At 70.6% G+C, this 19,897-nt stretch carries 12 protein-coding genes and 3 pseudogenes; 9 read left to right on the top strand and 6 right to left on the bottom strand.

The features are described 5' to 3' along the window. A partial coding sequence (locus AOK23_RS28115; protein ID WP_055715418.1) for a Cgl0159 family (beta/alpha)8-fold protein occupies nucleotides 1-801 on the bottom strand: 801 nt, incomplete at its 3' end. Between the two features lie 142 nt (nucleotides 802-943). Continuing rightward, nucleotides 944-1,900 (bottom strand): 5-dehydro-2-deoxygluconokinase, encoded by a 957-nt coding sequence (iolC, locus tag AOK23_RS28120; RefSeq protein ID WP_055715419.1) that lies wholly within the window; start codon nucleotides 1,898-1,900, stop codon nucleotides 944-946. Nucleotides 1,901-2,233: 333 nt separating this feature from the next. On the opposite strand from iolC, the gene AOK23_RS28125 reads away from it, so the two are divergent. The 4 genes from AOK23_RS28125 to fxsT all read left to right on the top strand — a co-directional run bounded on the left by AOK23_RS28125 (nucleotide 2,234) and on the right by fxsT (nucleotide 9,459). Further along, nucleotides 2,234-3,253, top strand: coding sequence for a sugar ABC transporter substrate-binding protein (locus tag AOK23_RS28125; RefSeq protein WP_055538008.1), 1,020 nt, complete (start codon nucleotides 2,234-2,236; stop codon nucleotides 3,251-3,253). Between the two features lie 5 nt (nucleotides 3,254-3,258). Continuing rightward, nucleotides 3,259-4,335 carry an ABC transporter permease gene (locus AOK23_RS28130; protein WP_055715420.1) on the top strand — a complete coding sequence of 359 codons (1,077 nt, stop codon included), beginning with the start codon at nucleotides 3,259-3,261 and terminating at the stop codon, nucleotides 4,333-4,335. An 8-nt stretch (nucleotides 4,336-4,343) separates the two neighbouring features. Further along, the gene (locus AOK23_RS28135; protein ID WP_055715421.1) at nucleotides 4,344-5,246 is read left to right on the top strand and encodes an ATP-binding cassette domain-containing protein; all 903 of its coding nucleotides are present in this window, start codon (nucleotides 4,344-4,346) and stop codon (nucleotides 5,244-5,246) included. A 238-nt stretch (nucleotides 5,247-5,484) separates the two neighbouring features. Next, entirely contained in the window at nucleotides 5,485-9,459 is a 3,975-nt protein-coding gene (gene fxsT / locus AOK23_RS28140; protein WP_055715422.1) for an FxSxx-COOH system tetratricopeptide repeat protein, read from the top strand. 15 nt (nucleotides 9,460-9,474) lie between these two features. On the opposite strand, the gene AOK23_RS28145 is transcribed toward fxsT, so the two are convergent. Together AOK23_RS28145 and AOK23_RS28150 are read right to left on the bottom strand one after the other, a co-directional pair. Then, on the bottom strand, nucleotides 9,475-10,407 hold the full coding sequence (locus tag AOK23_RS28145; RefSeq protein ID WP_055715423.1) for an alpha/beta fold hydrolase: 933 nt from the start codon (nucleotides 10,405-10,407) through the stop codon (nucleotides 9,475-9,477). A 237-nt stretch (nucleotides 10,408-10,644) separates the two neighbouring features. Then, a pseudogene (locus tag AOK23_RS28150) lies at nucleotides 10,645-12,536 on the bottom strand (acyltransferase). A gap of 248 nt (nucleotides 12,537-12,784) precedes the next feature. Between AOK23_RS28150 and AOK23_RS28155 the strand changes: the two are divergent. Continuing rightward, a complete protein-coding gene (locus tag AOK23_RS28155) occupies nucleotides 12,785-14,275 on the top strand; it encodes a hypothetical protein (protein WP_055715424.1) in 1,491 nt (496 codons plus the stop codon). Between the two features lie 72 nt (nucleotides 14,276-14,347). Here AOK23_RS28155 and AOK23_RS28160 read toward each other — a convergent pair whose 3' ends face one another. Together AOK23_RS28160 and AOK23_RS28165 are read right to left on the bottom strand one after the other, a co-directional pair. Next, nucleotides 14,348-15,013, bottom strand: a complete 666-nt coding sequence (locus AOK23_RS28160; protein WP_055715425.1) for a Pr6Pr family membrane protein — start codon at nucleotides 15,011-15,013, stop codon at nucleotides 14,348-14,350. Between the two features lie 92 nt (nucleotides 15,014-15,105). Then, complete coding sequence (locus tag AOK23_RS28165) at nucleotides 15,106-16,797, bottom strand: serine/threonine-protein kinase (protein ID WP_206336312.1); 1,692 nt, start codon at nucleotides 16,795-16,797, stop codon at nucleotides 15,106-15,108. Nucleotides 16,798-16,977: 180 nt separating this feature from the next. Here AOK23_RS28165 and AOK23_RS52240 point away from each other — a divergent pair. The 4 genes and pseudogenes from AOK23_RS52240 to AOK23_RS28180 all read left to right on the top strand — a co-directional run. After that, nucleotides 16,978-17,331, top strand: a pseudogene (locus tag AOK23_RS52240) (IS5 family transposase); the annotation flags it as partial. 56 nt (nucleotides 17,332-17,387) lie between these two features. Further along, nucleotides 17,388-17,559, top strand: a pseudogene (locus AOK23_RS52245) (IS5 family transposase); the annotation flags it as partial. 202 nt (nucleotides 17,560-17,761) lie between these two features. Continuing rightward, entirely contained in the window at nucleotides 17,762-18,358 is a 597-nt protein-coding gene (locus tag AOK23_RS28175) for an alpha/beta hydrolase (protein WP_240496598.1), read from the top strand. 63 nt (nucleotides 18,359-18,421) lie between these two features. Next, a partial coding sequence (locus AOK23_RS28180) for a PP2C family protein-serine/threonine phosphatase (protein WP_240496599.1) occupies nucleotides 18,422-19,897 on the top strand: 1,476 nt, incomplete at its 3' end.

Below are 19,897 nucleotides of genomic sequence, written 5' to 3' on the forward strand. Positions count from 1 at the left end.
CAGGCCCTGGACGGTGGGCAGCCGCAGGGCCTTGCGCCACTTCTCGTAGGCGCCGTCCTGATCCTTCCCCACCTCGCCGCCGAGCAGTACGACGGGCAGGGTGGAGGTCTCCAGGACCTCGGCCATGGCGTCCGCGTCGTCGGTGACGGGCAGCTTCAGCCAGGTGTACGCGGAGGTGCCGCCGAGGCCCGCCGCGATGGCGATGGAGCGGGTGACGGCCTCGGCGCTCAGGTCGTTGCGGACCCGGCCGTCCACGCGGCGCGAGATGAACGGCTCGACGAACAGCGGCAGTCGGCGCGCCGCCATGTCGTCGACCGCGCGGGCGGTGGAGTGCAGGGTCCGCAGGGAGCCGGGGTCGTCGTGGTCGACGCGCAGCAGGAGTTTGCCGGCGTCGAAGCGGAGGCGCTCGATGTCCTGCGGGCGGTGGCCGGTGAAGCGGTCGTCCATCTCGAAGGACGCGCCGGCGAGCCCGCCGCGGTTGAGGGAGCCCATGACGACCTTGTTCTCCAGGACGCCCAGGAGCAGCAGGTCCTCCAGGATGTCGGCGGTGGCGAGCACGCCGTCCACGCCGGGCCGCGACAGCGCGGTGCAGAGGCGCTGGAGGAGATCGGCGCGGTCGGCCATGGCGAGGGGGTGGCCGCCGACGCCGAGGGCCCCGCGGGCGGGGTGGTCGGCGGCGACGATCATCAGACGGCCACTGTCGCCGATGAGCGGGCGGCGGACGCGGCGCGCCGCGGCTTCGGCGACGGCCTCGGGGTGGCGTGCGCGCACGGACACCAGGTCGGGGATGGTGATGGTCAACTCGGGCTCCGTTCCAGGGGCGGTGCCCCTTCGACCCCCCGGGGCGCCTCAGGGCTCGGGGTGCGCTGTTTGTATGGCGGCCGCGGATGGGGCGCGGGGAACTGCGCGACCAGCCCCCACCCACCCGCAGACGACGTGCCGATCACCCACCCGACAGCAACTCCTCCACCTCCCCCGCCGTCGGCATCGCCGAGGAGCAGGCGAGGCGGGACGCGACGAGGGCGCCCGCGGCGTTGGCGTACCGCATGATCCGCTCCAGGTCCCAGCCGCGCAGCAGACCGTGGCAGAGGGAACCGCCGAAGGCGTCGCCCGCGCCGAGCCCGTTGACGACCTCGACCGGCACCGGCGGCACCTCGGCGACAGTGCCGTCGCGGTGGACGGCGAGGACGCCCTTGGGGCCCTGCTTGACGACGGCCAGCTCCACCCCCGCCTCCAGCAGCGCCTCCGCGCAGGCCCGGGGTTCCCGGACACCGGTGGCGACCTCGCACTCGTCGAGGTTGCCGACGGCGACCGTGGAGTGCCGCAGTGCCTCCGCGTAGTACGGGCGGGCCGTCTCGGGGTCCCGCCAGAACATGGGACGCCAGTCCAGGTCGAACACGGTGGTGCCGGCCTTGTCGCGGGCCTTGAGCGCGGCGATGGTGGCGGAGCGGCTGGGCTCCTCGCTCAGTCCGGTGCCGGTGATCCAGAAGACGCGGGCCGCGCGGACGGCGAAGAAGTCCAGCTCGTCGGTGTGGATCTCCAGGTCGGGGGCCTTGGGGCGCCGGTAGAAGTAGAGCGGGAAGTCGTCCGGCGGGAAGATCTCGCAGAACGTGATCGGTGTGGGGTGGGCGGCGACGGGCGTGACGAACCGGTCGTCGACGCCGAACTCCGTGAGCGCTTCGTGCAGGAACACGCCGAAGGGGTCGTCTCCTGTCCGCGTGATCACGGCGGAGGCGTTGCCGAGCCGTGCCGCGGCCACCGCGACGTTGGCGGCGGACCCGCCGAGGAACTTGCCGAAGGACTCGACGCGGGCGAGCGGCACACCGGTCTGCAGCGGATACAGATCCACTCCGATGCGCCCCATGGTGATGAGATCGAAGGACTCGGCGGACTCGGGCATGCGCGTCGCTCCTCGGGTGGGGGGATGCGGGCCGACCGGAGACCCGGGGCGCGCCTGTGATGCGCACGCACGGGGGCCGGCGGTATCCCAGGTGTAGGGCCCCGAGAGAGCCGCTGTCAAGAGTTTGTACTGACATTCGGACCTGCTCGTGAAATGATGTCTTAACAAAGTCTTGACAGCTGGGTGTGCCAGGGGTTTGATCCCGTCCCAACGAAACAGCGCAGCCGGCCTACCGGCACAATGATCCGGACTTCAGGTCCGGGCCCGCGCGGGCACACCGCCCGACGCTGTCCCGTTCCCTTTCCCCCTGTCGCACAGTGAGGTGCAGGAAAGATGGACCGCACGTTTCAGCCCCGCTCACGCCGAGTGGCTCCCTTTTTCGCCATGGCCGCGGCCTCCGCGATGTTCATAGCCGGATGCTCCAGCAGCTCCGGCGGCAAGGAGGCCGAGGAGGGCGGGGCGAACGCCTCCGCGGGCAAGGCCAACACGCCGCAGATGACGGTGGCGCTGGTGACCCACGCCGGGCAGGGCGACACCTTCTGGGACATCGTCCGCAAGGGCGCCCAGACGGCCGCCGACAAGGACAACGTCAAGCTGGTCTACTCGAACGACCCGAACGCCGCGAACCAGGCCAACCTCGTCCAGAACGCGATCGACCAGAAGGTCGACGGCATCGCCGTCACCCTCGCCAAGCCCGACGCGATGAAGGACGTCATCGCCAAGGCGGAGAAGGCGGGCATCCCCGTCGTCGGCCTGAACTCCGGCATGGACGTGTGGAAGGAGCAGGGCCTGCTCTCCTTCTTCGGCCAGGACGAGACCGTCTCCGGTGAGGCCTTCGGCAAGAAGCTCAACGAGACCGGCGCCAAGCACGCGGTCTGCGTGATCCACGAGCAGGGCAACGTCTCCCTCGAGGCCCGCTGCGCCGGCGTGAAGAAGACCTTCAAGGGCAAGACCGAGAACCTCTACGTCAACGGCACGGACATGCCCTCGGTGAAGTCCACCATCACGGCCAAGCTCAAGCAGGACTCCTCGATCGACGAGGTCGTCACGCTCGGCGCGCCCATCGCCCTGACCTCCGTGCAGTCGGTCGACGACGCGAGCAGCAAGGCCAAGGTCGCCACGTTCGACCTGAACAAGGAGCTGACGGACGCCATCAAGGCGGGCGACATCGAGTTCGCCGTCGACCAGCAGCCCTACCTCCAGGGCTACCTGGCGATCGACTCCCTGTGGCTCTACAAGAACAACGGCAACTACAGCGGCGGCGGTGAGGCGCCGGTCCTGACGGGCCCGGCCTTCGTGGACAAGGACAACGTCGACACGATCGCCAAGTTCGCCGCGAAGGGCACCCGGTGATCTGAATGTCCCAAGCAACGGCACCGGCGGCGAGCTCCCCCTCGCCGCCGGCTCCGCCGGCCGCCCAGAAGGACGGCCGTACCGTCGAACGTTCCCTGGGTCGACGCCTGTTGGCCCGCCCCGAGGTCGGCGCGCTGATCGCCGCGATCGGTGTGTACGTCTTCTTCTTCGCCGTGGCCCCCTCCTTCCGTGAGGCCGGCTCGCTGGCGACGGTGCTCTACCAGGCGTCCGTCATGGGCATCATGGCGCTGCCGGTGGCGTTGCTGATGATCGGCGGGGAGTTCGACCTGTCCGCCGGTGTCGCGGTCACCACCTCCGCCCTGACCGCCGCGATCCTCAGCTTCCAGCTGACGGTGAACGTGTGGACGGGCGTGTTCGTCGCGCTGATCGTGTCGCTGGCGGTGGGCGCGTTCAACGGCTGGCTGCTGATCAAGACGGGCCTGCCGAGCTTCCTGGTGACGCTGGGTTCCTTCCTGATCCTCCAGGGCTCCAACCTGGCCGTGACGAAGATCTTCACCGGCAATGTGGCGTCCGACTCGATCGCCGACATGGACGGCTTCGACCAGGCCAAGAGCATCTTCGCCTCCGAGGTGACCATCGGCGGCGTCGACTTCAAGATCACGATCTTCTACTGGCTGGCGTTCGCGGCGATCGCGACGTGGCTGCTGCTGCGCACCAGGTTCGGCAACTGGATCTTCGCGGTCGGCGGCAGCCAGGACAGTGCGCGGGCCGTCGGCGTGCCCGTGAACTTCACCAAGGTGGCCCTCTTCATGGGCGTGGGCGCCGGGGCCTGGTTCGTGGGCATGCACCTGCTGTTCTCGTTCAACACGGTGCAGTCCAACGAGGGCGTGGGCAACGAGTTCCTGTACATCATCGCGGCGGTGATCGGTGGCTGCCTGCTGACCGGCGGCTACGGCTCGGCGATCGGCCCGGTCATCGGCGCCTTCATCTTCGGCATGGTCAACCAGGGCATCGTCTACGCCAACTGGAACCCCGACTGGTTCAAGGCCTTCCTCGGCGTGATGCTCCTGATCGCCGCCCTCGTCAACTTGTGGGTCCGCCGCCAGGCGACCCGGAGGTGAACCACCCCATGACACCCACGAACACGACCGCCGCCCCGTCCGCCGCGACCCCCGCCACCGACACGCCGGTGGTGGAACTGCGCGGTGCGGGCAAGGCGTACGGCAACGTCCGTGCCCTGCACGGCGTGGACCTGACCGTGCACCCCGGCAAGGTCACCTGCGTCCTGGGCGACAACGGTGCCGGCAAGTCCACCCTGATCAAGATCATCTCGGGTCTGCACCAGCACACCGAGGGCGAGTTCCTGGTCGACGGCACCCCGGTCCGCTTCACCACCCCGCGCGAGGCCCTGGACGCCGGCATCGCGACGGTCTACCAGGACCTGGCCACGGTCCCCCTGATGCCGGTGTGGCGGAACTTCTTCCTCGGTTCGGAGATGACGAAGGGCCCCTGGCCGATCCGCCGCCTCGACATCGAGAAGATGAAGCAGACCGCGGACGCCGAACTGCGCAACATGGGCATCGTCCTGGACGACCTGGAGCAGCCCATCGGCACGCTCTCCGGCGGCCAGCGCCAGTGCGTGGCGATCGCCCGCGCCGTGTACTTCGGCGCGCGCGTCCTCATCCTCGACGAACCCACCGCCGCCCTCGGCGTCAAGCAGTCCGGTGTGGTCCTGAAGTACATCGCCGCCGCCCGCGACCGCGGCCTCGGCGTCATCTTCATCACCCACAACCCCCACCACGCGTACATGGTCGGCGACCACTTCAGCGTCCTGCGCCTCGGCACGATGGAACTCTCCGCCGCCCGCGACCAGGTCACCCTGGAGGAACTCACCAACCACATGGCAGGCGGCACGGAACTCGCGGCCCTCAAGCACGAACTGGCCCAGGTACGCGGAGTGGACGTCGACGAACTCCCGGAGGAGAAGGACCTGACGGCTCCGGGGGCTTCGGCGAAGGACGGGACGGCGTAACGCCCAACCGCCCCCCGGACCCGCACGACGACAACGGCCGTGTCGTCAGGACGACTTTCCTGACCGACGGCTCCTCCCCGTCGAGGAGCCGCCAGGAGAGACTTCCTGACGATCACGGCCGTTCTTGTTGTCGCGAGGAACTTCATGGCGACAGGTGAGCGGTGACCTGGTGTCCTCGGTATCCTGATGGAGGATGATTTGTCGGCCTGAGCTAGGGGACTCCACCGAAGGGCGGCCCGTGAGCGGCTTCGACGAGGGCAGGATCATCACCTTCTACTCGTACAAAGGCGGTACCGGGCGCACGATGGCCTTGGCCAACACGGCCTGGATCCTGGCCTCCTGCGGGTACCGCGTCCTGGTGGTCGACTGGGACCTGGAGGCCCCCGGTCTCGACCGCTTCCTGCATCCCTTTCTCTCCGAGAGCAAGCTGCGCAGCACACCAGGTGTGCTCGAACTGGTAAGCCGCTCCACGCAGTTCATGCCGGAGGGGCAGTATGCCGCCCGAGGCGCCACCTCATCGTCGGTGATCGGAGAGCGGATCGGCGCGGAATCCGACGGGATTCCTCTCGCCCAGTGCCTCATTCCGGTCGCCTGGAGATTCCCAGGCGGTGGGTTGCTCGACTACCTCGCGGCGGGGACGAAGGACAAGGGGTATCTGTCGGCCTTCTCGCAGTTCGACTGGAAGCCTTTTCTGGAAGGGCCGTTGGCCACCAGGTTCCTGGAGGAACTCAAGCGTGAGTTCGTCGAGAACTACGACTACGTCCTCGTCGACAGCCGCACCGGCCTGAGCGACATCTCGGACATCTGCACGGTCAGCCTGCCGCACACACTCGTCACGTGCTTCACCCCGAGCAATCAGAGCATCGAGGGCGCGGCGAGTGTGGCCGAGCGCATCGAGTCGCTCTACGGAAACCGGAACATCCGGATTCTGCCGGTCCCGATGCGCGTGGAGAACGCCGAGGCGGACCGGCTCGACGCCGCTCGTGGACTCTTCCAGTACCGCTTCGACCGCATCGTGCGCAAACACGTCGGTGAGCTGGAACCGGACGACTACTGGGGCAGGGTGGAGATCCCGTACCGGCCCATCTACTCGTACGAGGAGACACTGGCCCCCTTCCGCGAGCCTTCGGGCAACCCGACGAGCCTGCTCGCCGCGTACGAGAGGCTCACCGAGGTCGTGTCGGAGGGCCGGGTGTCCACGATGCCGCGTATCGAGGACGAATTACGTCGCGAGATCCTCGACCGCTACACGCGGCAGCGTCCGCCGCGCATCTCCGACGTCTATCTCAGCTTCGTCCCCGCGGACAGGAACTGGGCCGGCTGGGCGAGCGCCGTCCTCGCCCGCTCGGGCTTCAAGGTCCACCTCGCGGAGGAGGGGGCGGTGGGAGCGCAGCCGGCGGAGGAGATCCAACGCGGTGTCCAGTCCGCCTCGCACACCTTGGTGATCCTTTCCGAGTCGTACCTCAGGTCGCCCCGGTTCCGGACGACCTGGGAAGCGGCGTACGAGGTGGGAGGTCTCAAGGGACACCGGTTGGTCACCATGCGGGTCGAGTCGGTCTCACTGAAGGCGCCCTTCAGCGACCAGGTCGTGGACCTGACGAGGTGTCGTACGGGAGACGAGGGCATGGCGGCCCTGCTCGGCGCCTTCGGCCGACGCTCGGACGCATCGACGCGCGACCACTTCACCGCCGAAGAGTCGAGGCTGCCCCGCTACCCGGGCGCCGAGCCCCTGATCTGGAACCTTCCTCTGCGCAGCTCCTCCTTCACCGGCCGCACGCGGCTGCTGGAAGAGGTCAGGGGGCGCCTGTGGAGCGGCCGGGGTCTGGTGCTCAAAGGCATGGGTGGGGTCGGGAAGACGCTGCTCGCCCAGGAGTACGCCTACCGCTACAAGAGCGACTATGACGCGGTCCTGTTCATCCCTGCCGAGCAGAGGCTGCTGACCCTCGAGGCGCTGGCGGGCATGGCCGGCCCACTCGGCGTACCGGAGTGCACGAGTCCGACCGACACGGCGAGGGCGGTATGGGCGGAACTGAGCAGCGGAGAGCGCTACGAGGACTGGTTGCTGATCTTCGACAATGCGCCGGGCGCCGATTGTCTGCCTGACTTCATCACGCCGGGCCGCGGTCACCTCCTGATCACCAGCCAGCGTGCTGAGGGCTGGGACCGACTCGGGGACACCCTTGAGGTTCCCGTGTTCGAGCGGGAAGAAAGCATCGCCCACCTGAGTACCCGCCTGCCGGACTGCGGGGACTCCGAGGCCGACCCGATCGCGGAGCTGCTGGGTGATCTGCCCCTCGCGATCGAACAGGCCGCGGCGGCGATGAGACAGTCCGGTCTGGCCCCCCGTGACTATGTCGAACTGCTGCGTGCTCACACAGCGGAAGACACGGGTAGCCGTCACGGCGACCGAACGGCCGCGGAAGCCACCGGGGTGACAGGCACCTGGGAGTTCGCGGTGGCGCAACTGGAGAAGAGGTTCCCGCCAGCGGTGAAACTGCTGCAGATCTGCTCCTACTTCAGCCCTGAGCCCATTGCCATGGACGTGCTGCACGGCGTCGAGGTGACGCGGGTGCTGGGCGGGGCCGGCGCGCTCGCCCGCGCGTGCCGGGAGCTGAGCCGTCTCTCACTGCTCAGGGTCGACCGCAGGGCCCGGAGTGTGGCGGTCCACCGGCTGGTGCAGGCCGCGATGAGGGAAAGGATGACGGAGGCGGAGAGTCAGGCGGCGCGGGACGTGGTCCACAGGTCCCTGGTCGCCGCCAGGCCCGCCGGGGACGACCCCGAGAACCCGAGTACGTGGGAGCAGTACCGCATCATCTGGCCACATCTGGACACACCCTGGGCACGGAGCACGGCCGACGAAGGTATGCGAGAGCTCTGCGTGGACAGGGTCCGTCAGCTGCGTCGACGTGGCGAGCTGGCGCAGGCTCTCGCATACGGCCGGCGATGCGTGGACGAGTGGTCCGCGAGCGGTTCGTCCGAGGAACGCTGGACGCTCCACATGCGCTTCCAGATCGCCAACGTCCTGCGAGCGCAGGGCAACTACACGGAGTCCCTCTCCCTCGACCAGGAGGTCCTGGAGAGGCAGCTCGCAGTGCTCGATGATCGGGATGATCAGCACATTCTCATGACCACCAGCAGTATCGGGGCGGACCTGCGGGGGCTGGGCCGGCTGTCGGAGGCGTTGCACCAGGACGAGGAGACATACCGGAGGTACGAGCTGATCTACGGTGAGGACCATCCGCGTACGGTGAGCGCGGCCAACAACCTGGCTGTCTCCCTGCGGCTCTCCGGCGACTACTACAGGGCCCGGGACCTGGACCGCAGGATGCTGGAACTGCGTGAGGAGATGCAGTCCCCCGAGCACCCCCTGACGATCGAGTCGGCGGTGAACCTCGGGCGGGACCTGCGGGACTGCGGAGACTACGAGGAATCCGTCCGTCTGCTGAAGGGCGCCTACGAGCGCTGTCTGCGCGATGCCCGCCTCGCGCAGGGTTCGCCGACGGTCGTCAACGCGGCGAAGGGGCTGGCCGGTTCGCTGCGACGGGTCGGCCGGATCGCCGAGGCCGAGGAACTCGTGCGGCACCTGCTGGAGAGCACGTCCGACGGTGGGTACGGGGTGGGGAACTCGGAGCGGCTGCTGCTGGAGATGGGCCTGGCGGGCGACCTGGCCGCTCTCGGGCGCGGCGACGAAGGTTCCAAGCTGATGCGCAGGGTTCTCGGCGACATGCGCGTGAACCTGGGCCACACGCATCCCTGGACGACAGCCTGCTCGGTGAACTACGCGGCGCTCCTGCTCGGCGGCCGGCAACCCGCCCGTCGGGCAATCGCCGAGGAGGCGCGTCAGATGCTGCGCGAGGCGCAGGAGGAGTTCGCTCGGCTCAACGGCGACCAGCATCCCTACACGCTCTTCTGCCGGGCGGATCTGTCCGTCGCCGAAGCGGCGCTCGACCACTGGGCGGAGGCTCACGACACGTGCTGTGCGTCGTACGAGCAGTTGACGGGGACACTTGGCCCAACACATCCGGCGACGTTGCTCTGCGCGGGCAACCTCGCCATCATCCTCAAGCGGCTTGGCTCGCGAGAGCAGGCGGAGACGATGCACAGCGATGTACTGGCCGCGCTGACCGATCGAATCGGTGAGAACCATCCGCAGGTGCGGAATCTCAGGGCCTGGCAGTTCGGCTGTCTCGATGTGGACCCGCACCCGATCTGACGGACGCGGGCCGTGTCACCCCGCCTGGTCGCGGAGCCAGGCGAGTACCTGCGGCAGGGCTGGCAGTGCGGCGAAGTGCGCGGCGGAGGGCTGCAGTACGGCTCTGGCCGAGGGGATGTGCTTGGCCAGCCAGTGGAAGTGGGCCACGGGAGCGAAGACATCATGCTCACCGTGCCAGAGCATCACCGGTACCGAGCCGTCGATCGTCGACACATCGAACCCCCAGGGTGAGCGGAACGCGAACAGGTCGTCGACCCAGCCCGTGGGAACCCTGGGGCCCGTCGCCGGGGCGTCGTCCTCCCCGTACTCGCCGACTGCCGACAGGTAGTTGACCAGCAACAGGCGGCGAATCCCCGGGTCCTCCACCACGACGCGGTCCGTGTCCGGCATCTCCCCGCTCAGTCCACCCAGGAAAAGCCTCGGGTCACGTCGGATGATCTCGGCGTTCTTGGCGAGGAGTTCGCCCACCCGGGTCTGGTCGGGCATGCAGCGGTCGAGGAGCCGGTACGTCGTCACATTGGACTCGGCCATGCCCGCGAACCAGTCGAGTTCCGGGCCGCTGTCGGGAGGGGCGATCGACACCATCGCGGCGACACTCGCCACCTGACTCCCGGGGTTGAGAGCCGCGCAGGCAAGGGCATGAGGGGCGCCGCCGGAACGGCCCACCACGGAGTAGCGCTTGAGATCCAGGTCCTGCGCGATGGCGTCCACGTCAAGGACGCCGTCGACGATCGCGCGGTGGGCGTGGCGCTCGGACCCGCCGTATCCCGGCCGGTCATGAGCGATGATGCGGACGCCCAGCTTGTGCAGGTCGAACGTACGGGGTCGTGGGCCGAGCCGGCTTCCGGGCGTTCCGTGCAGCAGGAACACCGGGTGGGCGTCCGGATCGCCCCAGGTCTCATACGTGATCAACCGGCCGCCGCCGGCCGACCGCACGATCTTGACCACTGGTGTCCTCCCCCTGCTCACGGCATTGGAACGAACGTCACAGAGAGCATGCCGAGCAGGCACCACTGGAAGTGGCCTGCCCCGGCCGTTGCGGCGGCGCGCGTGAACAGCCGCGACGAGAAGGCTGCCGTGCAGATGCTCGAAATCAACGGTACGGCAACCACGTCGGCGAACAGAAAGATCTGGCACGGAAGTTGGCCGTCCGGACGAGCGGGACGTGCAGCGCCACCCGGAGTGTCACCCGGTCGACAGTTTCAGGCCGACGGGATCCGGCCTGTGCGCCCCGCGAGGCCGGTACCCCAGCGCCTCGGACCGGCCCAGCAGATCCGCCAGCAGCCATACGATCGCCAGCGACATCTCTGTTCCCTGCAATCCTGGTTCGGGGCCCGGCCCCGAGGTGCCGGGGCCGAAGCCGAAGCCCTGGCCGTCGTGCCAGCGGGAGAGGGTTCTGGTGAGGTGGGTCTGCGCCCAGGCCTGGATCTCGGCCGTGCGGTAGCCCGTGCCGTCCGGGCCTGCGCCCAGTTGGCGGGTGCAGAGCCACAGCGGGTGGGCGACGTCCAGGACGTTGCAGGCGTTCTCCTTGCCGGGTGCGAAGTGGCGGGCGTCCCTCGTGTGGTCCAGGACCGCGTCCACGACGCGTTCGGGATGGGGCACCGGGACGCCGAACTGGGCGTAGGAGCCCCGCGTGAGGCGGTAGTAGCCGTTGACGACCTGGAGGCGCCCGGCGGTGGCGGAGAGGCTGCCCCACATGCCCGTCCAGGGGTCGGCGCGGGTCAGCAGCCAGCCGAAGAGGGCCTCCAGGGTGCCCCCGGACGCCGGTGCCGGCGCGTCGGTCTCGGCACGCCGTCGGTTCCAGTGGGCCGCCGTCGCCCACGCGTCGATCCAGGCGCCCGCGCCCCACGCGCCGTCCCGCCACGGCAGTGCCTCCAGCCGGGCGATCAGCTGAGGCGCGGTCATCTCGGCCACACCGCGGACCGGGTGAGGGAAGGCGGCGCCCAGGAGATCCAGCGCGTAGCCCACCGACAGGACGTGGTAGAGGGGCGCGCCCTCGCCGATGAAGCCGTCGTCCTCCATCCGGGGAGCCCTTCGCCCAGCTCGGGGACCAGGCCGGTCCGCGGGTCCTGGAGCGCGGTCAGGCGGGCCATGTGCTCGTGGGCGGGCAGGTGCGGGGGAGGGGAGCCCAGGAGCAGGTCCGCCACTTCCACGGCGTCGCAGTGCGCCCGGACGGTGGGTGCGGCCCCCGGGCGGTCGACGTATCCCTCGCCGTCCCAGGAACGGTCGAGGATGTCGACGGCCTGCGCCCGAGCGGTGGCGGCGAATTGGGCGAGAGGGTCCTCGCCGCCGTACCGGCTCCCGGAGAGCCGCCGGTGGTCATTCCCTCGGTTGTCGTCTGCCTGCGGTTTCGGTGCCTGCCCGTGCTCCGTCTGCCGGCTCTCCGCCCGGCGGCCCCCCGGCTCCCGTCTGTCGCGGATCCTGCGAGCCGGGTTTCCCGCCGCCATCGTCCAGGGCGGTGGGTCCTTGGTGACCACCGCTCCCGCCCCGATCACGCAGTGGTCCCCGATGGTGACGCCGTCGACGACGACCACGTGCGAGCCGATCCAGACGTCGTCCCCGACCGTGATGCCCCGGCTCGTCTGCGGCTGGCGGAACACGGGGCGGTCCGGGGCCATGGAGTGGTTGAAGCCCAGGAGCGAGGTGTGGGCGCCGACGCGTACGGCGTTGCCGAGGGTGACGGTGCCGCGGACCGCGGTGAAGGGGTGGTAGCTGCTTGCCACAGAGTGAGCACGAGAGGATGGTTCAGGGCCTCCCCGTCGCCGCTGGCCGTACCTGTATGGCCAGGTCGCGCAGGGAGCCGGCCTCCCGGGCCCGGACCACGCACAGGATGCGTGCCGCGTGGTGACGTCGCCGGTGATGTAGGCGTGGGCGGCGATGTACGAGTCGTCGCCGAGGCGGAGGTGGTCGGGGTGGACCGCCGCCGACCCGGCCACGTGGCACCGTTCGCCGAGTTCGCTGTCGCCGCCCAAGGACTGTTGCCGCTCGCGTTGCGCGGTGCGCTGTTCCTCCGACGCCTCCTTCTCGAACAGCCAGGGGCAGTGGTCGAAGTGCCGTACGGATGTCGGGTGATCCATACGGCGCACGCTAGGCAGAGCGCCCAGGAGGAAGGAAGAGGGCGGCCGTATGGGGGACGGCCGGGTGAAGCCGTCGGGTGCGGCCGGGTGACGGCGTCCGAGGCGGCCGGGTGACGGGTCCGGGGCAGCCGGGTGATGGCCTCCGTCGCTCGGTGCGGCGTGCCCGGGTGGTCCCGCGCGGTGACTGATCCTTTCGTCGGTCAAGAGGATCCTCGGCTCTCTGTCGTCCTGTGCCACCGGGATGGGTCATGCGCATCAGCTCCAACGCCCCGCCGCTCGTCGCACCCGTCACCACGCCGCCCGCCGCAACGCCGGTCCTCGCCCCGCTGGCCGCCGTGGCCGGCGCGTTCACGCTCGCCCAACTCGTCCTCGTCCCACCGGGGATGGGGCTGGGCTGGGACGAGTCCGTGTACATCAGTCAGGTCAGCCCGCACGCCCCGGCCGCGTTCTTCAGCGCGCCACGCGCACGCGGTGTCCCGCTGCTCGTCGCACCGGTCGCCGCGTGGTCGTCGTCCACCGAGTTGCTGCGGGTCTATCTGGCCGTGCTGTCCGGGGCGGGGCTCTACCTCGGGCTGCGGGTGTGGCACGGGCTGTTCCCCCTGCGGGTGCTGGCGCTCGCGGGGGCCCTGTTCGCCACCCTGTGGGTGACCCTCTTCTACGGACCCCAGGCCATGCCCAACCACTGGGTCGCCATCGGCGCCCTCGTCACCGCCGGATGCTTCCTCCAGGCCAAGGCCCGGGCGACCGCCCCGCCGTACTCGCTCCGCCGTACGACCCTCTGGGGCGCCGCCGCCGGTACCGCGCTGATGGCCTGGATGCGGCCCACGGACGCCGTGTGGGTCTCCCTGCCGTTGCTGCTCCTGCTGGTCGGGGCACGCGGGTGGTGGCAGCCCCGGCTGGCGGCGGCGATGGCGGCCGGACTGGGTACCGGCGCGGGGGCCTGGGTGATCGAGGCGTACGTCCAGTACGGGGGGCTCGTCCGGCGGCTGGACGAAGCGTCACGCGTCCAGGGCGGACTGGGCTGGCACATCGCTGTCGACGATCAGTTGCGCAGCCTGGTCGGGCGCACGCTGTGCCGTCCCTGCACCGGGGAGCTGCCGCACGTGGCGATCTACGCCTGGTGGTTCGCCCTGCCGGTGCTCGCCGCGGTCGGGGCGGCCGTGGCCGTCCGGGCACGCCGCCGGACGCCCACACTGGTCCTGCTGGCCTGCGCCACGACCGCCGCCCTGCCCTACCTCTTCTTCATCGGATACGCCGCGCCCCGGTTCCTGCTCCCCGCGTACGCCCTGCTCGCGATCCCCCTCGCCGACGGCCTCCTGAGCCTGGTCACCGGGCCGGGCGGGGCGTGGCGGCCGGTGGCGGGGACGCTCGTGGCGCTGGCGCTCGTCGCGCACCTGGGGGTGCAGTACGCGGTGTTGAAGCGAACCGTCGAACGCACCACCGCCTGGCACCGGGACTGGGACCGGGTCGCCGCCGACCTGCGACGGCTGGGGGTACGACCCCCGTGCCTGCTCACCGGCGACTACGCCATCCCCATCGCGTTCTACGCCGGCTGTGCCTCCGCCGCCGTCCGCGGCAACAACGCCAACATCACCCGCGAGGGCATCCTGCGCACCGCCGAACGCGTCCCGGTCGCCACCCTCGTGTCAGCGGACGGCACCCCGCCCGCGTACGCCCGCTCCTGGCCCGCCCACGAGGTCGCCGGGTTCCGGCTGCACGTGGCGCCGAGGGAGCGCTAGGGGTATTTCCCCTGGTAGCGGTTCCCCCTGGTCGAGGGCGGCGACACGGTCCCGCCTCGCCGCAGGGCGGTCTCACCGGGGCCCCGTCCGGCGGTGGGATCCGCCCCGGAACTCCCCGGGACGGCGGCGTGCCCCGGCGGTGTTGCCCGCCTTGACCACCAGCGCGCCGAGCACCACGAACAGCACCGCCAGCAGCAGACAGGCCGCGGTGACCCGGCCGTATCCGCCGACGCCCCGGTCCGGGTCCAGGAACGGGTACGCGTACCAGTCGGCCACCGCGCCCCGGACCAGGCTGTAGCCGACGTAGAGGAGGGGGAGGAGCAGCCAGGACGCGGCGCTCGGGTAGCGGATACGGCGGCGCGGCGGGTCCACCAGCCAGTCGGCGATCATGGTCAGCGGCAGCGCCTGGTGCAGCACATGGTCCGCCCACGACGGCATCAGCGTGTCGTGGAACTCGGTGTCGACCAGCCCGTACACGAACCCGCTGACCGCCATGTACAGCACCACCGCACCCCGCGCCATGTCCGGCACCCCGCGCCCGCCCCGCGTGTCGCGCAACCCCGTGGCGCCGGAGGCCAGCAGGACGACGCACGCCGCCATGGCGCTCAGGATCGTGAAGTGGCTGAAGAAGTCCGCGAGGCCGGTCGCCGACGTCGCGGCGTCGTGGCCCGCGAAGCCCAGAGCCACGGCCGACAGGACGGCCAGGGCGATACGTGACAGGGAGAGAGCGAGCGTCATGCGCCCAGAGGAACGGGCGGACCGGGCTCCCGGCCCGCATTGGTCCGTACGAGGGCGCCGCCCCCGGCCGCCGGTGCGGTGGGCGGCCGGCCTCAGGACGCGGAGGTGATGAAGCCGTCCTTCACCTTGTCGAAGACGGGACGGTACGTGTCCCACTCCAGGTCGGGTGCCGAGAGGGAGATGTCGTACTCCCGCTCGCCCTCGCGCCCGAAGCCGAGGTCGATGGCGCGGAAGGTCCGGGCACGCCCCCGGAAGGTGAACTCCCAGACGGCGGCCGGCCGGCCCCGCAGCGTCGTCTTCTGCATACGCAGCTTGCGGTACGAACCGGGGTAGTTGAGCTTGGTGTTCGCCTCGATGTCCTTGAAGTGGGCCATGGGGTGCGAACCGGCGGGGTCGACCACGCCGATCTCGAGGCGGACGAGGCCGGTCCCGTCGACGTAGACGACGCTTTCCGAGGTCCGCTTCGCGACCTTCCAGCCGTCCGGGACGGGGAAGGACGCGTCGAGGCTCTTGTCCTTGACCAGGTGGTAGCCGTCGGGCACGGGAGGGGGCGAGTAGGACGGGGTGGGGGAGCCGCCCGCGCCGTTCGGAGTGGCGTTCGAACCGGGGTTCGACGCCACGTAGAGGGTGGCCCCGATCACCGTCGCGGCCACGGTCACGGCGACGGCGAGTGTGACGAGGAGGCGACGCCGTGTTCGACGGCCACGGCGCGCGGGGGCACCCGGGTCCCGGTGCGGCCCCTGCCCCTGCCCCGATCCCGGCGCCGATCCCGGTTCCGGCTCCGGTCCCGTTTTCGTCAGGGTGGGCCCGCCCGCCAGGGTGGTGTGCCGGCCGCCCGTGTCACCGTGCGGCCCGTAGGGCCCCGTGGCGCCCGTGGCGGACGGCCTGGGCAGCGTGGTCGTCGTCGTGCCGGACAGCACGGCTCGCAGCGCCTGCTCCGTCTGCTCCGCGGTGGGCCGTTCCTCCGGGTCCTTGACCAGCAGGGCCTCGATGAGGGGTTCCAGGGCGCCGCCCTGCTGCAGGGGCTCCAGCGGGTCGACGGCGATGGCGTACGCGGCCTCCATCGCGGTCAGGCGACGGAACGGCGGGCGGCCCTCCACCGCCTGGTACAGCGTCGCGCCCAGCGCCCACAGGTCCGAGGCGGGGCCGGGTTTCTGGCCGCGAATGCGTTCCGGGGCCATGTAGTGGATGGAGCCGACCATCTCGCCGGTCTTGGTGAGCGTCGAGGCGTCGGCCGTCATCGCGATGCCGAAGTCGGTGAGGACGACACGGCCGTCCGCGCCGAGCAGGACGTTGCCGGGCTTGACGTCCCGGTGCAGTACGCCGGCGGCGTGCGCGGCGCGCAGCGCGGCGATCATGCCGAGGCCGATCCGGGCCGCCTCCTCGGGCGGCACCGTCCGGCCGTCGGTGAGGAGGTCGGCGAGGGTGGGCGCCGGGACGTACTCCATGACGATGCAGGGCCTGCCGTCGCCGTCCACCTCGTCGTCCACGACGTCATGGACGACGATCACATTGGGGTGCGCTACGCGGGCGGCGCTGCGGGCCTCACGGCGCGTGCGCTCGTACAGCCTGACCAGGTCGTCGGGGGCCAGGTGCGGCTGCACATGGAGTTGCTTGAGCGCGACCTGACGGCCGAGGACCTCGTCCTCGCCCCGCCACACCGTGCCCATGCCGCCGCGGCCGATCTGCTCCGTGAGCCGATAGCGCCCGGCGACGAGCCGCCCTACGTCCGACACCACGTGCCTCCGCCAGCCCTGCGTACGTTCGATTCGCGTCGTCACCATATCCGGCCGAGTGCGGGGGCCCGGTGGCCGGTTCCGGTCCGGGCGTATAACCCCGGTCAGCCGGGGGTGCGTCAAGGGGGGCCGGGGCTTCGCCGGTGCGGCGTTCCGGGGTCGCGGGAGCCCCAGGAGCCCTAGGGCGTGTACCGAAAGTGGATCTTGAACGTGTGATGATCTCGGTTCGTGGCTCGTGGAGACCTGACGGACGCGCAATGGGCCGTGCTGGAACCGCTGTTGCCGAAGGGTACGAAGCCCGGACGGCCGCCGACGTGGGCCGGGCGGCAGCTGATTGACGGCATACGGTTCCGGGTCCGCACCGGCATCCCGTGGCGGGACCTCCCCGCCGAGTACGGGCCCTGGGGCCGAGCCTACGACCTGTTCCGCCGGTGGCAGCGGGACGGCACCTGGCATCGGATCTTCACCGAGCTCCAGGCCCAGGCCGACGCGAAGGAGCTGATCACCTGGGACATCAACGTCGACTCCACGGTGTGCCGGGCCCACCCGCACGCCGCCGGGGCGAGGAAAAGGGGGAGCTGCGGAAGGAGCCGCCCGGCGGCGTCACCGTCGAGCCGGACGACCATGGGCTCGGGCGCTCGCGCGGCGGCCGGCCGCCGAATCGACCCGCAGGACTACAAGGCTCGGCACGCGGTCGAGTGCGGCATCAATCGCCTCAAACGGCACCGCGCCGTGGCCACGAGGTATGACAAGCTCGCGGTCCGCCACGAGGCCACTGTCCTTGTCGCCGCCATCAACGAATGGTCGTAAAACGGCCGGTGTTGTGGCGGCGCGTGGGCGTCTTCTAAGCCCAGCGTTCTGCTGTTGGCCAAGACAGTCGCGGCTTTGATGGCATGGGCGACAGGATCGTCACATGCAGCCGATCTTCGTTCTCGTGCACAGTCCGTCCGTGGGCCCCTCGACCTGGCACCCTGTGGCCGAACACCTGACGGCGGCGGGATACCAGGTACGGGTGCCGTCCCTGCTGGACGTAGGCGCCGGTGCTCCGCCCTTCTGGCCCCGCATCGTCAGCGCCGTCCGCGACGACCTCCGGCAGGTCCCGGCCGGCAGCCCCGTCACGCTGGTGGCACACAGCAACGCAGGCTTGTTTCTCCCGGCGATTCGCTCGGGCCTCGACCATCCGGTGACCAGCTCCGTCTTCGTCGATGCCGCGCTGCCGGCCCGAACCGGACCAACCCCTGTCGCCTCACCCGAGTTGCTGGAGTTCCTCCGCCCGATGGCCGTGAACGGCAGGCTGCCGCGCTGGACCGACTGGTGGGACGAGACAGACGTCGCACCCATGTTCTCCGATCCGAGGATGCGGCAGACAGTCATTGAGGAGCAGCCGACCCTGCCGTTGTCCTACTACGCGCAGCACATCCCGGTCCCCGACGGATGGGACGATCATCCCTGTTCCTACTTGTTGTTCGGTCCTCCGTATGACGACCTTGCCGTCGAGGCGCGCGAACGCGGCTGGCGCGTGGCACACCTGCCCGGCGCACACCTCCATCAGATCATCGATCCTGCCGGCACGGCCCGGCACCTCGTCGAACTCGCCACTACGACCTGATCCACTTCCGATACCCGCCCTAGGACGCGCACCCCCTCGGCGTTCCGGCGTAACGTCGAGAAGGTGGACCCCACGGCTGACGGTCTTGTGTCCCGTGTCGCGCGCGAGCTCGGTTCGAAGGCGGACGAGCTGATCGCCGAGGTGGAGTGGTGCCTGCGCAGTGAGCTGCCCGACCTCTGGGAGTACCCGGACGCCATGACGTCGGCGAACGTCGCGCAGCACGTGGTCGTCGTCCTCTCCGCACTCGAACGCGGTGCCGACCCCCGTGCCCTGGAGCAGCCGATCGCGGAGCTGGCCCGCGTACGCCGGCTGGCCCGGCACGGCGTACCCGTCAGCGTGGTGCTGCGGGCCTTCCGGCTCGGGCAGGGCATCATGCTCGACCGGCTGCTCGAAGGGATGGCTCGGCTCACGGACGACGCCACGCTGATCAGCGAGGCCGCCCGTCGACTGATCGTGACGGCCACCGCGTACGTGGACCGCTTGTCGGAGCAGGGCTTCGTGGCGTACGAGGAGGAACGGGACCGGCGACTGCGGGGGCGGCTGTCGATGGTGAACGACGCGAGCATGCGCATCGGTACGACCCTGGACATCGCCCGCACCACCCAGGAACTCGCGGACTTCGCCACGCAGCCGCTGGCCGGCCTGGCCGACCGTTCCTTCGCCGACCTGGTCACCGTCGACCTCATCGACTCCGCGCTGCACGGCCACGACGCCCCACCGGAGGACCCGCTCGTCCTGCGCCGCCTCGCCCGGAGGACCTCGGCCGCGCCGGAGGAGCAGTCCGAGTCGGGGGCCTCCGGGGCCTCCGGGGCTGGGGCCGGGGCCGAGTCCGCCGGGTCCGAGCTCGGGCGCGGGGCCGCCCTCGAACAGGGGGCCGCCGTCGACTCGGCGACGAAGGTCGCGCTCCCGAAGCCGCACACCTTCCCGGCCGGTTCGCTCCCGGCGCGCGCCCTCGCCACGGGGCACCCCTTCCGGCACCGTCTCGACGGCGGGCCCCCCGACCTGATCCATCCGGCCCGACCGGTCCCCCGGGGATCGTCGGTCCCTTCGGTCCCGTCCGCCCCGGCGCCCCTGTCGGCGCACTCCATGCTGGTCGTGCCGCTGCGCGCCCGGGGAGCCACGTTGGGGGTGGCGCAGTTCTTCCGCGGCCCCGCGTGCGACCCGTTCGACGACGAGGACCTGCTCCTCGCCCAGGAGATCGCGGCGAGGGCGGCGGTCGCCGTGGACAACGCCCGCCGGTACACGCACGCCCGCGCCACCGCGATCAGCCTCCAGCGCAGTCTTCTCCCGTCCCGTACGCCACCGCAGTCCGCCGTCGAGGTCGCCTGCCGCTACCGGCCGGCCGGTGACAGGGCCGGCGTCGGCGGCGACTGGTACGACGTCATCCCGCTCTCCGGGGCCCGCGTGGCCCTCGTCGTCGGCGATGTCGTCGGCCACGGGATCCACGCCGCCGCCACCATGGGCCGCCTCCGTACGGCCGTCCGCACCCTCGCCGACCTCGATCTGCCACCGGCCGAGGTGCTCGCCCACCTGGACGAC

This window comes from Streptomyces torulosus (assembly GCF_001419765.1).
GTDB classification, from domain to species: domain Bacteria; phylum Actinomycetota; class Actinomycetes; order Streptomycetales; family Streptomycetaceae; genus Streptomyces; species Streptomyces torulosus.

Excerpts from the sequence above, each read along its gene's own strand:
- AOK23_RS28135 (WP_055715421.1), top strand. The coding sequence starts at position 4,344 with ATGACACCCACGAACACGACCGCCGCCCCGTCCGCCGCGACCCCCGCC.
- AOK23_RS28125 (WP_055538008.1), top strand. The coding sequence starts at position 2,234 with ATGGACCGCACGTTTCAGCCCCGCTCACGCCGAGTGGCTCCCTTTTTC.
- AOK23_RS28165 (WP_206336312.1), bottom strand. The coding sequence starts at position 16,797 with ATGGTGACGACGCGAATCGAACGTACGCAGGGCTGGCGGAGGCACGTG.
- AOK23_RS28155 (WP_055715424.1), top strand. The coding sequence starts at position 12,785 with ATGCGCATCAGCTCCAACGCCCCGCCGCTCGTCGCACCCGTCACCACG.
- AOK23_RS28160 (WP_055715425.1), bottom strand. The coding sequence starts at position 15,013 with ATGACGCTCGCTCTCTCCCTGTCACGTATCGCCCTGGCCGTCCTGTCG.
- iolC (WP_055715419.1), bottom strand. The coding sequence starts at position 1,900 with ATGCCCGAGTCCGCCGAGTCCTTCGATCTCATCACCATGGGGCGCATC.
- AOK23_RS28130 (WP_055715420.1), top strand. The coding sequence starts at position 3,259 with ATGTCCCAAGCAACGGCACCGGCGGCGAGCTCCCCCTCGCCGCCGGCT.